The sequence below is a fragment of the Arthrobacter sp. JDC6 genome (assembly GCF_056484025.1).
The window spans coordinates 2275253-2295252 of sequence record NZ_CM151278.1; the positions used below are offsets into that span (position 1 = coordinate 2275253).

Consider the following 20000-nt stretch of genomic DNA (forward strand, 5'->3'; position numbering starts at 1 on the left):
GCATCAACACACGTTAGTGCCCGGCGTCGTACCAGCTGGGTCCGACACCGATCTGGACTTCCAGGGGCACGCTCAGGTCCGCGGCTGCCGCCATCTGCTCGGTCACCAGTTTCTCCACGGCGGCCCGCTCCCCGGCAGCGACTTCCAGGACCAGTTCGTCATGGACCTGGAGCAGCATCCGCGATTTCAGGCCCTGCGCCTGCAGTTCGGCATGGACACCCAGCATGGCGCGCTTGATGATGTCCGCCGCCGAACCCTGGATGGGGCTGTTGAGCGCGATGCGCTCGGCGTTCTCGCGCAGCTGGCGATCGGTGCTGGTCAGGTCCGGCAGGTAGCGGCGGCGCCCCTCAATGGTGGCGGTGTAGCCGTCAACCCGGGCCTGGTCCACCACTCCCCGGAGGTAGTCGCGGACGGCGCCGAAGCGGTCGAAGTAATCCTTCATCAGGGTCCGTGCCTCATCAACGGAAATCTCCAGCTGCTTGGACAGGCCGAAGGACGTCAAACCATAGGCAAGCCCGTAGGACATGGCCTTCACCTTGGAGCGCATGGCGCTGGTGACCTGGTCCGTGGGGACGTGGAAGATGTTGGAGCCGACGAAGCGGTGCAGGTCCTCGCCGTCCCTGTAAGCCTGGATCAGGCCCGCATCTCCCGAAAGATGCGCCATGATGCGCATCTCGATCTGGGAGTAGTCGGCGGACAACAGGCATTCGTAGCCATCGCTGACCACGAAGATGCCACGGACGCGCCGGCCTTCCTCGCTGCGGATGGGGATGTTCTGCAGGTTGGGGTTGTTGGACGAGATCCGGCCGGTGGCGGCCACGTTCTGGGCGTAGGTGGTGTGGATCCGGCCGTCCTCCGCCACGGACTTCTTCAACGATTCGAGCATCTGGCGCAGCTTGGCCGCCTCGCGGTGCGCCATGAGCTGCACCAGGAACTCGTGCCCTGTCTTTTCCAGGAGGTTCTTCAGGGAAGCGGCGTCCGTGGTGTAGCCGGACTTGATCTTCTTGGTCTTGGGGAGCTGCAGTTCGTCGAACAGGACGGTCTGCAGCTGCTTGGGCGAGCCCAGGTTGACCTCGTGGCCGATGGCAGCGAAGGCCTGTTCCTGCGCCTGGTCGATCACCCGCGCGAGGTCGGCAAGCTGTTCATCCATCTTGTCCATGTCGATGGCGATGCCGGCGAGTTCCATGTCGGCGAGGACCCGGCTGACCGGCAGTTCCAGGGTGGACAGCAGTTCCTCCGCCTTGCGCTCCTTGAGCTCGTCCTCGAAGTAGCGGCTCAGGGCCAGCACGACGGCGCCGGCCTGGACCAGGGCGTCGGCGGCTGCGGTGTCGTCGCCGTCGAACGACAGTTCCAGCTGCCCGGCCTTGGCCGTGGCGGCGGGGATTCCCACGTTGAGGTGGTGCTGGGCGAGTTCGGCGAGTTCATAGGTGCGGCGGTCCGGCTGGATGAGGTAGCCCGAGATGGAGGTGTCGTCCACCACGCCCTCCAGCTCCAGGCCGCGGGCAGTGAGTGCCTTGAGCGCGGCCTTGAAGCCGTGCATCACCTTGGGTGCTTCGGGGTCGCGCAGCCATCCGGCCAGTACATTTTCGGTTTCGGCGTCCTGGCCGGCGAGGTCGACGTAGACGGCGGCGTCGCCGCGCACGATGGCCAGCGCGGCGGCGTCCTCGCCAATGCGGCCGGGCACGAGGTCCACAGCGAGGGCGGTCCGCTGGCCGGCGCCTGGGGCCAGAAAGGCGGCCAGTTCGGCGGCACCGGCAGGCGTGGTGTAGTGCGGTGTTTCGATGCTGTCGCGTTCGGCGGCGGGAGTGTCAGCGTCGCCGTAGAGGGCAAACAGCCGGCCGCGGATGGCCTTGAACTCCAGCTGGTCGAAGAGGTCCTCAATCGCGGCCTGGTCGGGGCGCGGCTGGTAGAGGTCGTCCAGGGTGACGGGGAGGTCAAGATCGGTGTGGAGCTGGTTCAGCCGGCGGTTGCGCTTCACGGCGTCGACGTTCTCCCGCAGGGCGTCGCCCACCTTGCCCCCGATGGAGTCAAGGTGCTCCAGGACGCCTTCCAGGCCGCCGTACAGGTTGATCCATTTCGCCGCGGTCTTGGGCCCGACGCCGGGCACGCCCGGCAGGTTGTCGGCCGTCTCCCCCACCAGGGCGGCAAGGTCCGAGTAGCGGGACGGGCTGACGAAGTATTTCGCTTCAATGGCCGCAGCGTCCATCCGCGGGATGTCGCTGACGCCCTTCCGCGGGTAGAGCACGAAGACGTTGTCCGTGATGAGCTGGAAGGCATCCCGGTCACCGGAGACCAGCAGGACTTCGAATCCGGCCTTTTCACCCATGGTGGCGAGCGTGGCCAGGATGTCGTCGGCCTCGTAGCCGGGCATTTTGATGGTCTTGATGCCCCACGCTTCCATGACCTGCGCGATCAGGTCGATCTGGCCGCTCATCTCGCGGGGGGTTTCGTTCCGGCCGCCCTTGTAGTCGCTGTACTCGGTCTTCCGGTGGGTGGATTCGTCCGAGACATCGAACGCCACCGCGATGTGGGTGGGCTGCTGCTCCTTGATGAGGTTGATCAGCATGGAGGTGAAGCCGTGGATGGCGTTGGTGTGCTGGCCGTTGGACGTGGAGAACTTGTCCGCGGGCAGGGCGAAGAAGGCGCGGAACGCCATGGAGTGGCCGTCAAGGACCAGCAGCCGGGGCTGGTCGGTGATGGGAATCACGGGCGCTTCCGTGGCTGAAACAGACCCACCGGCAGCGGGGGTGGCGGCCTTTGCAGCAGGCCTGGGCGTGGAGGACGAAAGCTGCGCGGCAGCCTCCTCAGCGATGGCCGAAGACGGGAAAGGGGCCGGTTTGGTTGTTTCACTCACAGGTGCCAGCCTAGTTGCCATGACAGACAATTTCACGCCGGGCGCTTTCGCGGAGGAGCTGGCGGCCGCCGGCATTCCCGACCACATGCACGGCTGGCTGGGCCGGTTTGGCGTTGGCGCCCTGGTGGTCAAAATGGGAATCCATTTCCTGGAGATGAGTCCGGAACGGACCGTTGCCACCATGCCGGTGGAGGGCAACACCCAGGTGGCAGGCATACTCCATGGCGGCGCGCACGTGGTGCTGGCCGAGACCCTGGGTTCGTTCTCCGCAGGGATGCACGCCGGTCCCGGCCGGCATGCCGTCGGCATCGAGGTCAGTGCCACGCATCACCGGTCCATTGCGAAGGGCATGGTGACGGGCACCTGTACGGCGATCCATTTGGGGCGCACGCTTGCCACCCATGAAATCGTCATGACCGATGCCCAGGGACGGCGCCTTTCAACGGCACGGATCACCAACATGCTCCGGGACGACGCCGGCTGAGGTACGTGCGTCAGGACCGCGGGCCCGTTCGCCCGGGCAGCAGATAGCGCAGCTCCACGATCCCCCTGCCCATGGTGCGGGACGCAGCCAGCTCAAGCGGCGGCGTCGGTCCTTTTACCGGGAGCAGCCGCTTCCCGCTGCCCAGGACCACCGGGATGACGGAAAGGATGATGTCGTCCAGCAGTCCGGCATCCGCGAACTGGGCCGCCAGGTTGCCGCCGCCCACTACCCAGATGTTCCTGTCCCCGGCCGCGCGCTCGAAGTCGGCCATGAACTCCAGGACATCCCCGCGGACGAACGTGATGTCTGCGCCCTCCGGGGCACGGTATTCGTGGTGCGTGAAGACGTAGCTGGGTGTGTCCGTGTACGGCCACCTGCCGGGCTCGTGCTCCATCAGCCAGGCGTAGGTTTCCCCGCCCATGACGATGCAGCCCACCCCGGACATGAACTCGCCGTAACTGTCGGCCCCGCCTTCGAAGCCGTCGAACTGCAGGAGCCAGTCCAGATCGTCGGTGGACGTGGCGATGAAGCCATCAAGGGACGCGGCCACAAAGTATTGGATGCGGGGCATGGCCCCAGCCTAGCCAAGCGGCCCAGTCCAGCCAATGGCCCGGGCCATGCCCGGGCTGCGGCTCTCCGGGCAGCAGCTTCCGGGAATGGCTACTTGGAGAAGTACGGAATGATCAGGTACAGCCCCACCAGGACAGCCAGGCCGCACAGGCCGAAGCAAGCATAAGCGAACGAGCGCTTCATGGCCGGGGACGTCTGTTCGGCGTCAGCGGCGATCGCCGTCAGCCGGACGCCGAGCGAGTAAAGGGTCACCACTGTTGCGGCAGCAACCAGCGTGGCGCCGGCAACGGTCAGGAGTTCCAACCACTTCATCGCCGATTCTCCTTGGGGTTGTTGGCTTTGGCGTCCGCCTTGGCTTTAGCTTTGGCTTCGGCCCGGGCGCGGGCCATGGCCTTCTTCTTGGCGAACCGGACAGCCTGGCCGGCTTCCTCCACCTCGACGGCGTTCTGGTGGCTCACGGAGGACTTGCGTGAGTAGAAGAACATGAAGAGCACCGCGGCGCTGCCGGCAATCGCGGCAATGAGCACGCCCACGACGCCGGTCTTCACCAGCAGGGCGGTCAGGGCACCGACGATGCCGGCGGCAGGCAGGGTGAAGAGCCATCCCAGCGCGATCTTGCCCACCATGTTCCAGCGGACGGTGGTCCCGCGGCGTCCCATTCCGGAGCCGATGACGGAACCCGAGGCTACCTGCGTGGTGGAAAGGGCGAAGCCAAGGTGGGACGAGGCGAGGATGGCGGACGCAGTGCTGGTCTCGGCCGCGAAGCCCTGGGCGGGCTTGACTTCGGTCAGGCCGGAACCCATGGTGCGGATGATCCGCCAGCCGCCGGCATAAGTACCGATGGCGATGGCGAGGGCGCAGGCGGCGATCACCCAAAGCTGGGGACCGGACCCGGGCGCCTGGCTTCCGGCGGCGATCAGGACCAGCGTGATGATGCCCATGGTCTTCTGGGCGTCATTGGTTCCGTGTGCCAGGGCCACCAGGCTGGACGTGAAGACCTGCCCCGTGCGGAAGCCGCCGCGCTTCTGGGTGAGCTTGGTGCCCGTCTCGGGATCGTGGCGTGACGTGAGGGCGTAGGCAAGGCGCGTGCAGACGTAGGCGGCAAGGCCTGCGATCAGCGGTGCGAAGACCGCCGGAAGAATGACCTTCTGAAGGAGCGTCTCAAGGTTGACGGAGTTGAACCCTGCGCCGACGATGGCCGCGCCGATCAGTCCGCCGAACAGTGCGTGGGATGAGCTGGAGGGCAAACCCTTCAGCCATGTGACCATGTTCCACAGGACGGCCCCCATCAATCCGGCGAAGATGATCTCCGGCGTGATCTGGACGCCGCCGGACCCTTCGCGGATGATGCCGCCGGACACTGTCTTGGCCACCTCGGTGGAAAGGAAGGCGCCCACCAGGTTCAGGACGGCTGCCAGGGCCACGGCTGTCCTGGGCTTGATGGCACCGGTTGCGATGGGCGTTGCCATGGCGTTCGCGGTGTCGTGGAAGCCGTTCGTGAAGTCGAAAAATAGTGCCAGTGCGATGACCAGCGCCACCATGAAGGTGATATCCACCTGTTGCCCAATCTGCAGAGTCGACGTTCAGCAGTTTCTCTTACCCGGCTGCCTTGGACAGCATAGTTCACCAGTTGTTTGCTTTGGAATGACTTGCGGCGATGGCACAACCGGCGGGAAACCTTATCGATCGTACGCGTACCGGGCAGGAGGTCAAAACACGGGCCCGGCCAGGAAAGAGCGGAGCACGTCCAGTTCCGCGGGCGTGATTCCCTGCCGCGGATGGGGCGACACCGTGAGGATGCGCCTGCCCAGGAAGCGTGCCCATGATTGTGCTTCAGCCTCGAACGCCAGCTGGTCATCCACCCACGCCACCGAGTCGGGTCCGGTCTTCTCGACGTCGCCCTGGATGGCCCGGAGCTTCCACCAGACGGCCCCGCCTGCTGCCCCGTCCGCGGCAAGGTATGGCCAGCCGCTGCCCGCAAGTCCGACGGCGGGACACAGGTATTGGGGCGCCAGCTCCTCCCAGCTGGTAAGCCAGACACAACGCAGCCCGGGCGTCATGGCCAGGGAGTTGAGCCCCGATACGAGTTCTGCGGCGAAGGTGACGGGCAACAGCCCAGCGTCGGCGCGCTGCCAGGCGGACCCCCAGCCGGTGGTTCCCTCCGGGCCGAACGGGCAGACCACGCCGTCGACATCCAAATAAAGCGTCCGCCGCACGCTGCACCTGCAGGGGCTTCAGCCCTGGTGGAACTGCGGCGGCCTGGGACCTGCATCCAGCGGCGGTGCGATTCTGCCCTCAAGGGCCGCCACTGTGACGTCCGGCAGGACGATGAGCCCGTCCAGCTCACGCCGGGCCCGCTTGTAGGCAGACTGCCGTTCGGCCGGGGTAGCCGCATGGTTCTCGGCAATCATGAGCAGTTTCCGTGCCACGGCAAGCCGTTCGCGTTCGGGGCCGCTGAACTTGCTGTCCCTGATCCGTATGGCTTCGCGCTCGGCCACATCCAGGGCCACCGCGAAGTTGTTCACGGCCTGCCGGTAGGCGTCAAGGCCGGCCACTGATGTCAGGTCTTCGGCAGAGGGTGGCCGCAGGCCGTCGGCTTCGCGTTTGGCGCGCAGGAAGGCGACCGTGAGGGGTTCCCGGACGTCCGTCATGAGGGGAAAATCAATGAGCTTTCCCACGTCGAGCTCATAGTCAAGCCATCGCCGGTTGGTGGCATCGTGGGTGGCCATGAGCGACTTCACGTCGGCCACCGACGCCCTGTCAGCTTCGCGTGCCTGGTTCTGGAGTTTGTCCTGGTTCTGGAGTTTGTACAGTTCGACCCGGCGCCGGTACCGGCGGTCGCCGGCACGCCGCCAGCCGCCTGCCCAGCGGCCGGCCACCGCCATCAGTGGAAACACCATCCACCACTTGTCGTACAGGAACTCCATGAGGGGCCTCACGCATCAATCCTCCCAGCCCGGGGGCCCGGCCTCAAGGCGCAGGGGCAGATCCATGCAGGCTGGCCGGCCCTCCCCCCTCCACGTCCTCAGGGTCCTCAGGGTGCCGGCGTGGCCTGCGATGCGTTGACGTTGACCAGCCAGGCGACTCCGTACCGGTCGGTGCACATGCCGAAGATGTCACCCCACGGCGACTTTTCCATGGGGACTGTCACCGCGCCGCCATCGCCGCTGAGCTGCTCGTAGTAGCCGCGAAGCTCCACTTCATCATCGCCGCTGAGCGAGATGGAGATGGCGGAACCCGGGTGGTACTCCATGCTGTTGGGGGTATCAGCGCCCATGAGGACCAGGCCCTGGGTGGTGGTCAGCATGCCGTGCATGATCTTTTCCGCTTCCGCAGGATCCTCGCTGGCCTGGAAGTCACCAAAAGTGCTGAGTGTCAGCTCGCCGCCGAACACCTGCTGGTAGAAGTTCAGTGCCTCACGGGCATTGTCCCGGAAACTTATGTAGGGATTGAGGATTGTTGGCATGGCAGGTTCTCCTTCACAGGGGCCGGAACTGCTTCGGCCGGAACGCGGGCAGACAACATCCTGCCCTATCCGGCCGCCACCCGGTAGGGGAAGTCTCCCCTGTTCATCCCGTGTTCCGGGGTTTGAATGTCAGGGGACGAAACTGTTTCCGTGTCGAGGCATATCCCGCAGGAAAGGGTGCGGCGCGGGCCGCGGGAACGTAGGCTCGGGGCATGGCCCGATTCTTTGATGTGCATCCCCAGGACCCCCAGCCGCGCGCCATCGCGCAGGCAGTGAACATAATCCGCGACGGCGGCCTGATCGCCTACCCCACGGATTCCTGCTACGCGCTGGGGGCGCAGATGGGCAACCGGGAGGCGCTGGACCGGATCAGGAGCATCCGGCACCTGGACGACAAGCACCACTTCACGCTGGTCTGCCGCGATTTCGCGCAGCTGGGCCAGTTTGTGAACATCGGCAACGACGTGTTCCGCAGCATCAAGTCCGTTACCCCGGGCAGCTACACCTTCATCCTGCCCGCCACCAAGGAGGTTCCCAAGCGCCTGCTCCACCCCAAGAAGAAGACGGTGGGCGTGCGGATTCCGGACAACCGCGTGGTCCAGGCGCTGCTCGCCGAACTGGGCGAGCCGCTGCTGTCCAGCACGCTGCTGCTGCCGGACGAGGAAGAGCCGCTGACCGTGGGCTGGGAAATCAAGGAGCGGCTGGACCACCAGGTGGATGCCGTGATCGACGCCGGGGACTGCGGGGCAGAGCCCACCACCGTGATTGATTTCTCCAGCGGGGTGGCCGAGGTGGTCCGGCGTGGCATGGGCGACCCGTCCCGCTTCGAATAAACCTGCTTCGAAGTAACCCGGGCCGCACCTGCGGTCCCGGGGCACTTTGGCGGCGCCGCCGTCGTAATTTCCGACGGCGGCCGCCGTGTCCGTGCCAAAGTGCCCCGTTTTGGAGGGCCCAGGTCAGTCGTTGTTGGCGTCAGTCTGCTTTTTCGCCCGGCTGGGCTGGACCCGGGGCGGTTCGCCCGGCATCTTGGGGTAGTCCGGCGGGAAGGGCATCTCCCCCAGGCCGGCTTTGCAGTCGCGGTCCCACCATTCCAGCAGCGTGTCGATGGTCCCGGGCTTGGCGTTGAAGCCAGCCCAGGGGTCTCCCACCGTCTTCAACCGTTCCGGAACCGTGAGGATGGTGAAGTTCTTTGGATCCGCGTGTTCCAGTTCCTCCCAGGTGATGGGGCAGGACACGGGGGCGTGCGGCAGGGCCCGCGGGCTGTAGGCGCCGGCGATGGTGCGGTCGCGGTTGGCCTGGTTGAAGTCCAGGAACACCCGTTGGCCGCGTTCTTCCTTCCACCACGCCGTGGTTACTTTGTCCGGGATCCGGCGCTCCACTTCCCGGGCAGCGGCGATGACCGCGTGCCGGACGTCCAGGAATTCGCGTGTTGGTTCGACGGGTGCGTAAACGTGCAGGCCGCGGTTGCCGGACGTTTTGATGAAGCAGGTGAGGCCTGCCTCGGCGAGGACGTCCTTCAGCACCAAGGCGGCGGGAACGGCGTCGTCGAAGTCCGTGCCCGGCTGCGGGTCAAGGTCGATCCGCAGCTGGTCCGGGTTGTCCGTGTTCTCCGCCCGGGAGGGCCAGGGGTGGAAGACCACGGTGTTCATCTGTACGGCCCAGACGGCAGCTGCCGGTTCGTCAAGGACCAGCTGGGGGTGGGACCTGGCGCTCGGATACACCACCTTGACGGACCTGATGAAGTCCGGCGTGCCTTTTGGCGGGTTCTTTGAGAAGAACATCTCGCCTTCGATGTTGTCCGAGTACCGCTGGAGGGACACGGGCCGGTCCCCGTTGGCGGCGATGAATGCCTCCCCCACGTCGCAGATATACCTGGCGAGGTCCAGCTTGGTCAGGCCCAGGTCCGGCCAGAGGACGCGGCTGGGGCTGGAGATGCGCATTTCGCGCCCGCCGTTGGGACCCGGGACAGTGATGGTGGTCTGTTCGCTCGCCATGGGGACAACGTACACCCGGCCGCCGGCAGACACCGGCATATCCGCCGGCCTCCGGCATGATGGAGCCATGCCCTCATCCGATCAGCAGCTCATGGTCGCCGTCGGTGACGCCTCGTTTTCCGCCGTCTACGCCCGTCCCGGGAAGCCTACCGCCACTGTAGTGGTGGCGCATGGTGCCGGTGCCGGCAAGGACCATCCGTTCCTCCGCGGCTTCAGCGACGCCCTGAACGGGCTGGGCCTGGCCACCCTACGCTTCAATTTCCCGTACCTGGAGGCAGGGCGGAAGTTCCCCGACCGCCCTCCGGCTGCCATCGCCGCATGGCGGGCCGCCATGGACACAGCCCGCGCCCAGGCGGAGGCCAACGGCGACAGCGGCCCCGTCTGGGCGGCGGGCAAGTCGTTCGGCGGCAGGATGGCGTCCATGGCCGTTGCCGACGGCATGGAGGCCACAGGCCTGGTGTACCTCGGCTACCCGCTGCATGCCCCCGGCAAGCCGGAGAAACTCCGGGATGAACACCTGTACGGGATCACGGCGCCGATGCTGTTCCTGCAGGGAACGCGCGACACGTTTGCCACGCCCGACATCCTGGCGGGCGTCGTGGCCCGGATCGGATCCAACGCGGTCCTGCAGTGGGTGGAGGGCGGTGACCACTCCTTTGCCGTGGCGGGAAACAAGCGCCCCGCCGATGAGGTGGGTGCGTCGCTGGCGCTTCCGGTGGCGGAGTTCATCGCCGGGCACGGCTGACGCTGCTAGGCAGCGTCCTCGTGCCACCAGCCTTCCCAGGCGGCGGAGGTGAGCCGGCCTTCCGGGAACGTGCCGGTGTCGGTGTTGCGGGACCCGCCGGCCTCACTGCGTCGGCCGTCCAGCAGGAGGTTGAGGCTGTTCAAGAGAAACATGGTGTGTCCTTCCGTAGGGGAATGCGGACCACGTTGTCCGCGTACTTAAGAGCGTAGGGAAGGCATGTTTCAGCACGTCGACGCGACGTTTCGGCTGTGTATCGAAGTTCTCACGCAGCCTTCCCCGGCCGGAAAGAATCGGACGTGGTTTCAGTTCCGCTTGTTGGTCCGTGCCGTGGCGGGAGCCGACCAGGGGTCCTCCGGCCAGGGATGCCTGGGGTAGCGGCCCCGCATTTCGGCGCGCACCTGGGTATACGGGCCGGACCAGAACGATGTGAGGTCGCCGGTGACCGCCAGCGGCCTGCGGGCCGGGGACAGCAGGTGGAACAGGACCGGGACACGGCCGCCCGCCAGGCGCGGGGATTCAACCAGCCCGAAACACTCCTGCAGTTTCACCGCCACCACGGGCGCGGCGGAATCCCCACCTGGTTCCGGGTAGTCGATCCTGACGCGGGAGCCGCTGGGGACCTCCAGGTTTTCCGGCGCAAGCTCGTCCAGCCGGGCCGCTTCGGGCCAGGGCAGCAGCCGGCGCAGGGGGTGGGCCAGGTCGATTGAGGTGACCGGTTTCCCGGCCGCCAGGTCTTCCAGCTCGGGCCCCAGCCACTCTTCCAGCCGCCCAAGCAACGCCCCGTCCGACACATCAGGCCACGGCGCCCCCACCTCGCGGTGCAGGAAGGCGAGGCGGCGCCGCAAGGAGGCCGCCGCCGTCGACCACGGCAGGGCGGCAAGGCCGCTTGACCGCAGCGCGGCTTGCACGGCCCTCCTGCCCTGTTCGGCGGTGGGGCGCACGGGGGTTGCGGAGAGTACGACCGCTCCCAGCCGCCTGGTCCTGCGCGCGCTCAGCCGGCCGCCGCTGAATTCCGCGTCCACACTGTCGGACAGCAGGTGGGACGCCGCCGCTTCGGCAATGCCAAGGGTGATGGGGGCTGCGGCGCGGATCACGGCGCCCGTACCGGCCGCGTCCCTTCCCTCGGCGCGGGACACGTCGGCCACGGCCAGCCACTCGTGGCCTGACAACGTGCTGCCTGCCGGCAGCCCTGCCCTGGTCCCGGACGTCAGCAGGTACTGTCCGGCGCCGTCGCTGCCGGGCACGCGGCGGGCCACGCGGTCGGGAAAGGCGAGCGCGACGACGGCGCCCGCAGCTTCGTTTCCAGCGGCAAAGATGGCGGGAGGGGCCGTGGCGCCGTCCTGTTGCCGACCCGCCAGGGCGCCCAGCCGCCTGGACTCGTCCGCCCAGCACCTTCCGGCCGGGCCTGTGTCGGCTTTGAGCTGGACCAGCAGGCGGGTCAGGTCCGCTCCGGGTGCGCGGTGGTCCCCGGAGAGCGCGGCTACCACCCCGGCGGCGAACCGGTGTCCGGTGGAGGTGCCGCCGTCGAGCAATGCCCGGGCAAGCCGTGGATCGGCGGGGATGCCGGCAAGGGCGCGGCCCGCTGCAGTCACGTGGCCGTCACCGGACACTGCGCCCAACTCCCGGAGCACCTCAACGGCGTCATCCATTGCCTGGCCGGGCGGTGCGTCCGGCAAGGCAATCCCCTTCCCCCGGGGCGCGCCCCAGCAGGCAAGGGTCAGGGCGGCGCCCGTCAGGTCCGCCACCTTGATTTCCGGCGTCACGTGGGCGGGAGCGGCGCCATATGCGTGCTGCGAGTAGCAGCGGACCACTGTCCCCGGGCCTTGCCGTGCGGCACGCCCGGCCCGCTGGTCGGCTGACGCCCTGGAACAGGACACGGTAACCAGCCCGCTCATGCCGCGGCCTGCGTCCCGCCGCGGTTCCCGGGCCAGTCCGGAGTCTATGACCAGCCGGACGCCGGGCACTGTCAGGGAGGACTCGGCAAGATCGGTCGAGACGATGATCCGCGGGAGGTCCCCGGGAGCACGCCCCGCCACTGCCCTGTCCTGCTCGGCTGTCCCCACCTGGCCGTGAAGTTCCAGCACGTCAACACTGCTGCCCAGCCGGCTGCGCAGGACCGCTGCAACGTGCGAGACCTCCCTGGCCCCGGGCAGGAACACGAGCGCGTCCACGGACCCGTCGGCCGCAACGGCACGTTCATGGGCGTCCGCGGCTGCCGTGGCCACATAATCCAGGAAGGTGCGCGCCACTCCCCTCGCGTCCAGCCGGGCGGCGGGCGCCGGGAGCCACTGCACGTCCAGTGGATGGTTGACGGAGGGGAAGTCGACGACGGGTGCGGGCAAGGCGCCCTCGTCATCCCCCAGCAGGGCTGCGAACCGGGGCGCGTCCAGGGTTGCGGACATGGCGACGACGGCGAGGTCGCCGCGCAACGCACGGACCTCAGCGAGCATGCCGACCAGGAGGTCTGTTTCCAGTCCCCGCTCGTGCACTTCATCCAGGACGACGGCGGCAGTGCCCTCCAGCCCGGGATCTGCCAGCAGGCGTCGCAACAGGATGCCCGGGGTGACGAACTCAATCAGGGTGTCCGGGCCCGCCTGGCGTTCCCCGCGGACGGTGTAGCCCACGCGGCCGGCCATCCGGCTGCGGTCGAGCGCAGAAAGGCGCCGGGCGGCGGCACGGGCGGCAACCCGCCGCGGCTGGGTGACGACAACGCGGCCCCGCCGGCCGTGGAGGTTCGCCAGCAGGGGCGGTACGAGGGTGGTTTTTCCCGTTCCCGGCGGTGCCTGCACAACGGCGGCACCCGGGATACCATCACTTCCCAGTGCCTCCCGCAAAGCGGAAAGGGATCCTTCGAAGGCGAGTCCGGCACCGATCACGCGGAGGTCGAAGGCGTCGGCGGCGGGGCGGCCCTCAGGAGGATTCATCCATCCATTCTCCCTTGGCCGGGGAGCTGTTTGCCGCTGCGGTCAGGGCTTGCCCTGGCCTTTGCCCTTGCCTTTGGCTTCCTTCGCGGTGTCCTGATGCTCCGGCCCGGGGGCCTGCGGAGCGGAGTCTGCCGGGACCGGCGCCGGAGCGACGGCCGGAACGGCGGGTTCCACGGGAGCGGCTTGGTTCTGCCCGGTGCCGGCAAGGGCAGGGTCTGGCGAAACGGCGCCCGGCGCTGTGTCAGGGGATGCTGCCGCGGACGCTGCTGCCACCTGCGTGGCGAGATCTGTCCGGACCACCGACAGTGCATTCTCGATGCTCCGGTACCGCGATGCCGAAAGCCGGCCATTTGCTGCCGCATCGCCCAGGTCCTTCTCGAGGGCCTGAAGGGCAGCCAGCGCCCCATCCATCCTGTTCTCGGCGGCGGCCTGGCTGATACTCAGCACCCGGATCTGGAAACCGCGCAGGACGTTTTCGTCTGCATCCCCGGAACGGATGCCGGAGGCGCCGGCAACCAGCGCCGCCGCAACGACGGCGCAGCACAGGAGCATCAGGGCACGGACTCCGCGGCGACGCCGGGGTGCGGGATGCGGGGCGCGTTGCTCAGGAGTCAGCACCAGGTCCGCCGGTGCCTGCGCCTCAAGCGGCATGCCTGCCCCGCAGCGGGACTGCGGAGGCGGTCCGGACGGGGAGTACAGTCACGGAGGCGAGCTCCGCTGCCGGGGGTGCCACGGGAGCGCTCCGCCGCTGGGATCCTGGCCGGGCCAGGAGATACCGGATGCCGATGCGCAGTCCGGTGGCGAACAACAGGCCGATCCCCACTCCGAGGAGCACGTGCCCGGCCAGATAGTGCTGCGCGGCTCCCGGGCCGCGTTCTGCCGCCACCGCCGCACCGCCAACGGTCAGCACCAGTGACAGGGCCGTACCGAAAATTGCGCCCATAGCTCCTGCTCCCATCCCATTTAATCAGCAAGCTTACTAGTAATGCTCAGCAAGCTTACTACTGGATGGAGCTAAAGCAAGGGCACGGAGGCGGGGTCCCGGGGCATCGGCAATGCCCGGTGGATTGGGCGCGCCAGTCAGCCGGCCGCTTCGAGCAGGCGCTCCGCGGGGGCGAGTCCTGCATACCGGCCCTTGAAGAACAGCAGGGGTTCGGCGTCGTTCCGGGCACTGAGGTGCCGCACGGCAGCCACCGCAATGGTGTGGTCGCCGCCGTCGTATTCTGCATGGAGTTCGCAGTCCAGCCAGGCGAGCGCGTCATCCAGCACCGGGTTCCCCAGGGGCGAGGATGCGTGGCTGACGCCGGCGAACTTGTCCGTCCCCGAGCGCGCGAACTGGCCCGCGAGGTGCTGGTGTTCGGCCGGAAGGATGTTGATGGTGAAGGACCCGGCCCTTCTCAGTGCAGGCCAGGTGGTCGATGTCCGCGCCGGGCTGAAGGTGACCAGCGCCGGCTCCAACGAAAGGGATGCGAAGGACTGGCAGGTGAACCCGGTGGGCCCATCGGGGGTGGAACCCGTAATGATGGTCAGGCCGCTGGCAAACGTGCCGAAAATGTCCCGGAGCCGGCGCGGAGCAAGATCTGAAGTGACTGTCATGGAAATGGCCTCTCATCTGGATCGTTACCTCACCAAACCATCAGCAAATCGGCTCATTCAAGCCGCCTGAAACGCACCGACCCGCGGCGAAACGAATTGTCATGCCCGTACTTCCGGCGTCATCGGCGCGTGGCTTCAGGGACGCTGACGTGTCGTTGTTTGACGCAACAGAAGGACGTAACCAGCACTGGCCGGTCGGGACGGCCCCGGTTAAGGCCGCAGGTCCAGCGCGGCCAGCAGCCGGCGGACCGAGCCGCCCAGGTTCCACTCGACGCCCAGCTGCTCCAGTTCCGCGCGCCGGACGCCCGTGACGGGCTGCAGGCGGGCGCCCGCCTGGTCCAGGGTGGGAAGCTCCAGGTTCCGCACCAGGCGTACGACGGCGGGGGCTGCTTCCAGGTACGCGGAGGCAGCGGAGAGCTTGGCCCGGACAGGTGCCGACACGCCCGTGCCCGGCTCGTCAGCAGCCGCCAGCAACCCTTCGAGGGTTCCGTACTTCAGCAGCAGCGACGCTGCCGTCTTCTCGCCGATGCCCGCCACTCCGGGCAGGCCGTCGGAGGCGTCTCCGCGGAGTGTGGCGTAGTCGGCATACTGCTGGGGCAGCACCTTGTATTTGGCCACCACGGTTTCTTCCGTGATGACTTCGAGGTTCTTCATGCCGCGGGCGGTGTAAATCACCCGGACACCCCGTTCGTCGTCGCACACCTGGAAGAGGTCGCGGTCACCCGTGACCACGTCCACCGGGAAGCCGGCATGGCTCGCATAGGTGCCCACGACGTCGTCGGCCTCGTGGTGTGCCGCGCCCACAATGGCGATGCCGGCCAGCTCCAGCACGCGGCGGATCATCGGCAGCTGCGCCTGGAGGCCCTCCGGAACCACCTCGATGTCGGCGCCGCCGGAAACCGCCTCGGCCACCCGGTGGGCTTTGTAGGTGGGGATCAGGTCCACCCGCCATTGCGGCCGCCAGTCGTCGTCCCAGCAGGCCACCAGGTGGGTGGCGTGGTAGTCGGTGCTGAGCCTGGCGATCATGTCCAGCAACCCGCGGACCGCGTTGACCGGCGTTCCGTCCGGGCGGCGGATGCTGTCCGGCAGGCCGTAAAAGGCGCGGAAGTACAGGGAGGCAGTATCGAGCAGCATGAGTCGCCGGGGCATACCTTGATCCTGACACGGAATCGGCCGCCGGGGCAGCAGCGGCTGGCAGTTGCCGAGGGTTTTACGGTTCGCCGGTGAGCGGCGGGCGGTCGATGACGCGGGGGATGTACTCGAGCAGCTGCAGGCGTCCGTCGAAAATCCTGCTGTCCACCATCTCCAGGGCGACGTCCGGATAGCCGTCATAGATGCGTTCACGTCCGGTACGCCCGGTGATCAGGGGGAAGACGACCAGCCGGAACCGGTCCACTAGACCCGCTGCCACCAGGGAACGGCAGAGGCTGAGGCTGCCGAGGGTGCTTAAGAGTTCGTCGTGGGTCCGCTTCATCTGCCGGACGGCCTCGACCGCGTCCCCGGCCACCAGTTCGGAGTTCGGCCAGCGGAGGGGTGCGGCCAGGCTGGAGGAGAACACGACTTTGGGAACGGCGGCAAGACCCGTCAGGGAGGTGCTTTCGTCCTGCGAATATCCCGTGCCCCCGGCGGCAGCATCTTCCGACATCCCCGACATGAGGCGGTAGGTGTTGGCCCCCATCAGGTAGGTGCGGTCTCCTCCGGCCTCCTGCTGCAGCCAGGCCAGATATTCAGGACCTTCCAGGCCCCACCAGCCAGGCCATCCCTCGCCCGAGGCGAAGCCGTCCAAAGTGATGATCATGTCCACCATCAACTGGCTCATGGCGGCCATGGTATTCCCGCCCGCGAAGCCCGGCAAGGGACCAGTGACCCGGACTCACGGACCAGCCCGGACCGCAGAACCGGTCAGAACCAGTCGCCGTCGGCGTAGGCGCTGCGGACGTGCGCCCGGAGGTACTCCCCCACCACCGCGGCACCCAGGTCCCCCACCTCCGGCGCCAGGACCCTGCCGTCAACGCGCTGCGCCATCCGCCGGATGAAGCGCTCCAGGCCGGGGTCGTTGCCCAGGCGGAAGAACGTGGTCTGGACGCCCGAACGGCCAATCCGGTCCAGTTCGGCAACGGTGGCGCGGATGGTCCCGGCGTCCGGCGGCCAGTTGAACCAGGAGTCCCCGTCCGGCAGCAGGTGCGCCGTCGGTTCGCCGTCGGTGACCACCAGCAGCACGGGCTGCATGGAGGGGTGCCGGCGGAAAAAGCGCCCCGCCAGCAGCAGGCCGTGGTGCAGGTTGGTGCCCTGTTCGCGGAGGGCCGGCAGGGCCGTGAGTTCCCCGATGTCCATGGACTGCGCGTAGCGGCCGAACGTGATCAGCTGCAGCCTGTCACCGCGGAACCGGGTGGAGACCAGGTGGTGCAGTGCCAGCGCGGTCCGCTTCATGGGAACCCACCGCCCCTCGGCAGCCATGGAGAAGGAAACGTCCACCAGCAGGACAACGGCGGCCTGGGTACGGGCCTCGGTCTCGCTCACTTCGATGTCGCCGACGGCGAGCCGCAGTCCGCGGGCCGGATCGCCGCCGTCGGCCATGGTGCGCCGGATGGCGTTGGTCATGGTGCGGGTAACGTCCCAGGGCTCGGCGTCCCCGAACTCCCATTGGCGGCTGGAACCCGTTTGTTCCCCGGCGGCCCCGGCCACCCTGGTGTCACGGTTCCCCTGGCGCCCGGAGAGCTGCCTGGCGGTGTCCCGCAGCAGTGATTTCCCCAGCCTGCGCATTGCCTGCGGTGACAGCCGCAGGTCGCCGTCGGCACCGCGCCGCAGGTAGCCGCCGTCCTGCATGGCGCGCTCGATCTCGGCAAGCGTGCGCGCACTCACGGCTGCGTTCTCGCCCAGCTGGCGGGCAAGGGCATCAAGGTCCAGGTCATCAAGCCGGGAGCCGTTGTAGGACTGGGACAGTTGCTCAGACAGTTCGTCAAGCTCGGCGATGTCCTGCAGGACACCTGTCCCGTCACCCAGCCCCAGGCCTTCCTGTCCTTCGAAGCGTTCCGATCCCGTCCAGTCCTCCCCGGGACGCAGCGCCTGCAGGGTGGCGTCGAGCTCGCTGAGCTGGGCCATCAGCTCAGGAGAGCCGAAGGCCTGGACCGACAACCGCATCAGCTCCTCACGCTGTTCCGGGGACATGGACTGCAGGAGCCGCTGGGCTGCGGCGGCCCGTTGCGCCAGGGCATCCACCAGTTCCTCGACCGATTGCGGATTCTCCGGAAAGAACTGGCCGTGCCTGGCCATGAACTCCTGGAAATCGGCTTCCGTGTCCTCGCCCCGCCGGTGTTTGCCCAGCAGCTCATTGAGGTCCCGGAGCATTTCGTTGACTGCCTCGCGGTCCTCATCGGTGGCGCTTTCCAGCGCCTGCTTCATGCCGGCGAACCGCTGTTCCAGGACCTCCCGGCCCAGCAGGTCCTTGATCCGGTCGTACGCTTCCCTGGCCGCGCTTGACTGCCAGTCGTAGGACGCAAGCTCGTTGACGGCCGCCGCTGTGGAGGGCGGCAGGTTCTGCAGCTGCATCTCGCGGAAGGCGCGTTCGGTGTTGTCCATCATGGCGTCCCGTGCCAGCTGCTTGCGCTCCTCCAGGATGGCGGTGTCCAGGAGTTTCTTCACTTCATCCAGGGTGCCGTCCAGCCGGTGGCGGCTGAGCAGATCACGGCGCCGCTGCTGGACGCGCCGGGCGAGATCGTCCAGTCCGTCGCGGTTCCGGCCGCCGCGCCGCAGGAACTCCTGCAGGGCATGGCGGGGCGAGTAGCCTTCCATCACGTCCTGGGCGACGGCTTCGAGCGCCTCCGCCAGGTCAACCGGCGGGGCCAGCGGGTCCGGACCGCCGGTGTACCGGCCGTACCTTGCGGACCGCTTGTGGATGGCCATGGTGCCTCCCGTGCCTAGCCGTAAATGGTTTCCTCGTCGTCGGATTCCTTGGAGATCCGCCGTCCGAGGTACAGGCCTTCGAGCGCCAGTTCGACGGCGGCTGCCCGCTGCCCGTCATTCGTCGCACCCAGGCGCCGGCCGATTTCGTCATACAGGCCTGATCCGTTCAGGGCCGGGAGGTTGCCGAGGAACTCCTTCGCCGTGACCTGCTCCCCGGTGGTGACGGTCCGGTGGCCGTCCAGGGCAGCCACGAGCGGACCCATGTCCAGGCCCTGGAAGTGCGCCCTGACAGCTTCGGCGGTGGCCGTGCGCAGGAGGTGGTCCAGGACGCCCTGTTCGCGTCCTTCCTCGCCCGATTCGAACTCAAGCTTGCCGGTCAGGACTTCCACGGCGGGCTCCAGGTCAATGATCCGGGCCACGGCCTGGTCCTCTCCCCGCAGGCTTGACCTCCGCAGCGCGGCCGCGGCCACCGTCTCTGCCCCCGCGATGGCGAACCGGGCGGAGACGCCGGATGTTTGGTTGATGGCCGGAGACTGCCGCAGCGCCCGGGTATAGCGGGCCAGGATCTCCAGGATGAACGGAGGAACGTCCGCCACCAGCCGGCCCTCCTGCCGGATGACCGAGACCTCGTCCTCCAGTTCAATTGGGTAATGGGTCCGGATCTCGGCGCCGAAGCGGTCCTTCAAAGGGGTGATGATCCGGCCCCGGTTGGTGTAATCCTCCGGGTTGGCGGACGCGACCACCAGCACGTCCAGCGGCAGCCGCAGGACGTAGCCGCGGATCTGGATGTCGCGTTCCTCCATGACGTTGAGCATCGCCACCTGGATGCGCTCGGCCAGGTCCGGCAGTTCGTTGATGGCGATGATGCCGCGGTTCGAGCGGGGAATGAGCCCGTAGTGGATGGTCTCGGGGTCTCCCAGGCGGCGGCCTTCGGCGACGCGCATCGGGTCCACGTCGCCAACCAGGTCGGCCACCGAGGTATCCGGCGTCGCGAGCTTTTCCACGTAGCGCTCGGACCGGTGACGCCAGGCGATCCGGAGCCGGTCCCCTTCGGTCAGGGCCCGGGCGCGGGACTGTTCGGTAATCGGTTCAAAGGGGTGTTCGTTCAGCTCCGAATCCTCGATCACCGGCGACCACTCGTCCAGCAACCCGGCCAGGGTACGGAGCAGGCGGGTCTTGCCCTGCCCCCGTTCACCCAGCAGGACAATGTCATGCCCCGCAATCAGGGCCCGCTCCAGCTGCGGAATCACGGTCCGGCCGAAGCCGTACAAACCCGGCCAGGGGTCGCGCCCCGCAGCCAGGGATGCGAGGAGATTGTCGCGGATCTCGTGGCGCAGGTCCTTGTGGACATGGCCTGCCGCACGCAGTTCACCAACGGTAAAGATATCGGGGCGATCAGTCACCCCTCTACGGTAGTCCCCGCCCTGCGGCTAATCGAGAGTTTCCTCCAGATTCCTCGAAGCA

General features: G+C 67.6%; 20 protein-coding genes. 3 read left to right on the forward strand and 17 right to left on the reverse strand.

All coding sequences use genetic code 11. The features are described from left to right. Nucleotides 1-13: 13 nt before the first annotated feature. On the reverse strand, nucleotides 14-2656 hold the full coding sequence (gene polA / locus ACV095_RS10610; RefSeq protein ID WP_478223443.1) for a DNA polymerase I: 2643 nt from the start codon (nucleotides 2654-2656) through the stop codon (nucleotides 14-16). A 217-nt stretch (nucleotides 2657-2873) separates the two neighbouring features. Between polA and ACV095_RS10615 the strand changes: the two genes are divergently transcribed. After that, a complete protein-coding gene (locus tag ACV095_RS10615) occupies nucleotides 2874-3338 on the forward strand; it encodes a hotdog fold thioesterase (protein ID WP_026266023.1) in 465 nt (154 codons plus the stop codon). A gap of 10 nt (nucleotides 3339-3348) precedes the next feature. Here ACV095_RS10615 and ACV095_RS10620 read toward each other — a convergent pair whose 3' ends face one another. The 6 genes from ACV095_RS10620 to ACV095_RS10645 all read right to left on the reverse strand — a co-directional run bounded on the left by ACV095_RS10620 (nucleotide 3349) and on the right by ACV095_RS10645 (nucleotide 7374). Next, nucleotides 3349-3909, reverse strand: a complete 561-nt coding sequence (locus tag ACV095_RS10620; protein WP_134165375.1) for a dihydrofolate reductase family protein — start codon at nucleotides 3907-3909, stop codon at nucleotides 3349-3351. Nucleotides 3910-3998: 89 nt separating this feature from the next. Then, the gene (locus ACV095_RS10625; protein WP_018770979.1) at nucleotides 3999-4220 is read right to left on the reverse strand and encodes a hypothetical protein; all 222 of its coding nucleotides are present in this window, start codon (nucleotides 4218-4220) and stop codon (nucleotides 3999-4001) included. Continuing rightward, complete coding sequence (locus ACV095_RS10630) at nucleotides 4217-5464, reverse strand: inorganic phosphate transporter (RefSeq protein ID WP_018770980.1); 1248 nt, start codon at nucleotides 5462-5464, stop codon at nucleotides 4217-4219. Before ACV095_RS10630 ends, ACV095_RS10625 begins: the two co-directional genes overlap by 4 nt. A 153-nt stretch (nucleotides 5465-5617) precedes the next feature. Then, nucleotides 5618-6124: an HAD domain-containing protein gene (locus ACV095_RS10635; RefSeq protein ID WP_056390203.1), complete on the reverse strand. Its 507-nt coding sequence runs from the start codon at nucleotides 6122-6124 to the stop codon at nucleotides 5618-5620. A gap of 18 nt (nucleotides 6125-6142) precedes the next feature. After that, nucleotides 6143-6847, reverse strand: a complete 705-nt coding sequence (locus tag ACV095_RS10640) for a hypothetical protein (RefSeq protein ID WP_134165376.1) — start codon at nucleotides 6845-6847, stop codon at nucleotides 6143-6145. Between the two features lie 95 nt (nucleotides 6848-6942). After that, entirely contained in the window at nucleotides 6943-7374 is a 432-nt protein-coding gene (locus ACV095_RS10645; RefSeq protein WP_134165377.1) for a VOC family protein, read from the reverse strand. Between the two features lie 212 nt (nucleotides 7375-7586). On the opposite strand from ACV095_RS10645, the gene ACV095_RS10650 reads away from it, so the two are divergent. After that, a complete protein-coding gene (locus tag ACV095_RS10650) occupies nucleotides 7587-8207 on the forward strand; it encodes an L-threonylcarbamoyladenylate synthase (RefSeq protein ID WP_134165378.1) in 621 nt (206 codons plus the stop codon). A 123-nt stretch (nucleotides 8208-8330) separates the two neighbouring features. Here ACV095_RS10650 and ligD read toward each other — a convergent pair whose 3' ends face one another. Next, complete coding sequence (gene ligD / locus ACV095_RS10655; RefSeq protein ID WP_134165379.1) at nucleotides 8331-9368, reverse strand: non-homologous end-joining DNA ligase; 1038 nt, start codon at nucleotides 9366-9368, stop codon at nucleotides 8331-8333. A 67-nt stretch (nucleotides 9369-9435) separates the two neighbouring features. On the opposite strand from ligD, the gene ACV095_RS10660 reads away from it, so the two are divergent. Beyond that, the gene (locus ACV095_RS10660; RefSeq protein WP_134165380.1) at nucleotides 9436-10113 is read left to right on the forward strand and encodes an alpha/beta family hydrolase; all 678 of its coding nucleotides are present in this window, start codon (nucleotides 9436-9438) and stop codon (nucleotides 10111-10113) included. 5 nt (nucleotides 10114-10118) lie between these two features. On the opposite strand, the gene ACV095_RS10665 is transcribed toward ACV095_RS10660, so the two are convergent. From ACV095_RS10665 to ACV095_RS10705, 9 genes are all read right to left on the reverse strand, one after another. Continuing rightward, nucleotides 10119-10265, reverse strand: coding sequence for a hypothetical protein (locus ACV095_RS10665; protein WP_018770987.1), 147 nt, complete (start codon nucleotides 10263-10265; stop codon nucleotides 10119-10121). A 150-nt stretch (nucleotides 10266-10415) separates the two neighbouring features. Beyond that, the gene (gene hrpB, locus ACV095_RS10670) at nucleotides 10416-13037 is read right to left on the reverse strand and encodes an ATP-dependent helicase HrpB (RefSeq protein ID WP_478221791.1); all 2622 of its coding nucleotides are present in this window, start codon (nucleotides 13035-13037) and stop codon (nucleotides 10416-10418) included. A gap of 42 nt (nucleotides 13038-13079) precedes the next feature. Continuing rightward, a complete protein-coding gene (locus tag ACV095_RS10675) occupies nucleotides 13080-13688 on the reverse strand; it encodes a hypothetical protein (protein WP_018770989.1) in 609 nt (202 codons plus the stop codon). Next, nucleotides 13678-13980, reverse strand: a complete 303-nt coding sequence (locus ACV095_RS10680) for a hypothetical protein (RefSeq protein WP_018770990.1) — start codon at nucleotides 13978-13980, stop codon at nucleotides 13678-13680. Before ACV095_RS10680 ends, ACV095_RS10675 begins: the two co-directional genes overlap by 11 nt. A gap of 137 nt (nucleotides 13981-14117) precedes the next feature. Further along, entirely contained in the window at nucleotides 14118-14633 is a 516-nt protein-coding gene (locus tag ACV095_RS10685) for a flavin reductase family protein (protein WP_018770991.1), read from the reverse strand. A gap of 210 nt (nucleotides 14634-14843) precedes the next feature. After that, a complete protein-coding gene (locus ACV095_RS10690) occupies nucleotides 14844-15782 on the reverse strand; it encodes a 5'-3' exonuclease (protein WP_478221792.1) in 939 nt (312 codons plus the stop codon). Between the two features lie 61 nt (nucleotides 15783-15843). After that, nucleotides 15844-16461, reverse strand: coding sequence for a dihydrofolate reductase family protein (locus tag ACV095_RS10695; RefSeq protein WP_377204693.1), 618 nt, complete (start codon nucleotides 16459-16461; stop codon nucleotides 15844-15846). 74 nt (nucleotides 16462-16535) lie between these two features. Continuing rightward, a complete protein-coding gene (locus ACV095_RS10700) occupies nucleotides 16536-18536 on the reverse strand; it encodes a vWA domain-containing protein (RefSeq protein ID WP_478221793.1) in 2001 nt (666 codons plus the stop codon). Between the two features lie 14 nt (nucleotides 18537-18550). After that, nucleotides 18551-19939, reverse strand: a complete 1389-nt coding sequence (locus tag ACV095_RS10705; RefSeq protein WP_018770995.1) for a sigma 54-interacting transcriptional regulator — start codon at nucleotides 19937-19939, stop codon at nucleotides 18551-18553. Nucleotides 19940-20000 lie beyond the last annotated feature (61 nt).

What these genes read in the sequence shown, in the direction of transcription:
- ACV095_RS10625 (WP_018770979.1), bottom strand. Translation starts at nt 4,220, where the DNA reads ATGAAGTGGTTGGAACTCCTGACCGTTGCCGGCGCCACGCTGGTTGCT.
- ACV095_RS10620 (WP_134165375.1), bottom strand. Translation starts at nt 3,909, where the DNA reads ATGCCCCGCATCCAATACTTTGTGGCCGCGTCCCTTGATGGCTTCATC.
- ACV095_RS10665 (WP_018770987.1), bottom strand. Translation starts at nt 10,265, where the DNA reads ATGTTTCTCTTGAACAGCCTCAACCTCCTGCTGGACGGCCGACGCAGT.
- ACV095_RS10615 (WP_026266023.1), top strand. Translation starts at nt 2,874, where the DNA reads ATGACAGACAATTTCACGCCGGGCGCTTTCGCGGAGGAGCTGGCGGCC.
- ACV095_RS10685 (WP_018770991.1), bottom strand. Translation starts at nt 14,633, where the DNA reads ATGACAGTCACTTCAGATCTTGCTCCGCGCCGGCTCCGGGACATTTTC.
- ACV095_RS10675 (WP_018770989.1), bottom strand. Translation starts at nt 13,688, where the DNA reads ATGCCGCTTGAGGCGCAGGCACCGGCGGACCTGGTGCTGACTCCTGAG.
- polA (WP_478223443.1), bottom strand. Translation starts at nt 2,656, where the DNA reads ATGGCGTTCCGCGCCTTCTTCGCCCTGCCCGCGGACAAGTTCTCCACG.
- ACV095_RS10650 (WP_134165378.1), top strand. Translation starts at nt 7,587, where the DNA reads ATGGCCCGATTCTTTGATGTGCATCCCCAGGACCCCCAGCCGCGCGCC.
- ACV095_RS10695 (WP_377204693.1), bottom strand. Translation starts at nt 16,461, where the DNA reads ATGGCCGCCATGAGCCAGTTGATGGTGGACATGATCATCACTTTGGAC.
- ACV095_RS10690 (WP_478221792.1), bottom strand. Translation starts at nt 15,782, where the DNA reads ATGCCCCGGCGACTCATGCTGCTCGATACTGCCTCCCTGTACTTCCGC.
- hrpB (WP_478221791.1), bottom strand. Translation starts at nt 13,037, where the DNA reads ATGAATCCTCCTGAGGGCCGCCCCGCCGCCGACGCCTTCGACCTCCGC.
- ligD (WP_134165379.1), bottom strand. Translation starts at nt 9,368, where the DNA reads ATGGCGAGCGAACAGACCACCATCACTGTCCCGGGTCCCAACGGCGGG.
- ACV095_RS10660 (WP_134165380.1), top strand. Translation starts at nt 9,436, where the DNA reads ATGCCCTCATCCGATCAGCAGCTCATGGTCGCCGTCGGTGACGCCTCG.
- ACV095_RS10700 (WP_478221793.1), bottom strand. Translation starts at nt 18,536, where the DNA reads ATGGCCATCCACAAGCGGTCCGCAAGGTACGGCCGGTACACCGGCGGT.
- ACV095_RS10680 (WP_018770990.1), bottom strand. Translation starts at nt 13,980, where the DNA reads ATGGGCGCAATTTTCGGTACGGCCCTGTCACTGGTGCTGACCGTTGGC.
- ACV095_RS10645 (WP_134165377.1), bottom strand. Translation starts at nt 7,374, where the DNA reads ATGCCAACAATCCTCAATCCCTACATAAGTTTCCGGGACAATGCCCGT.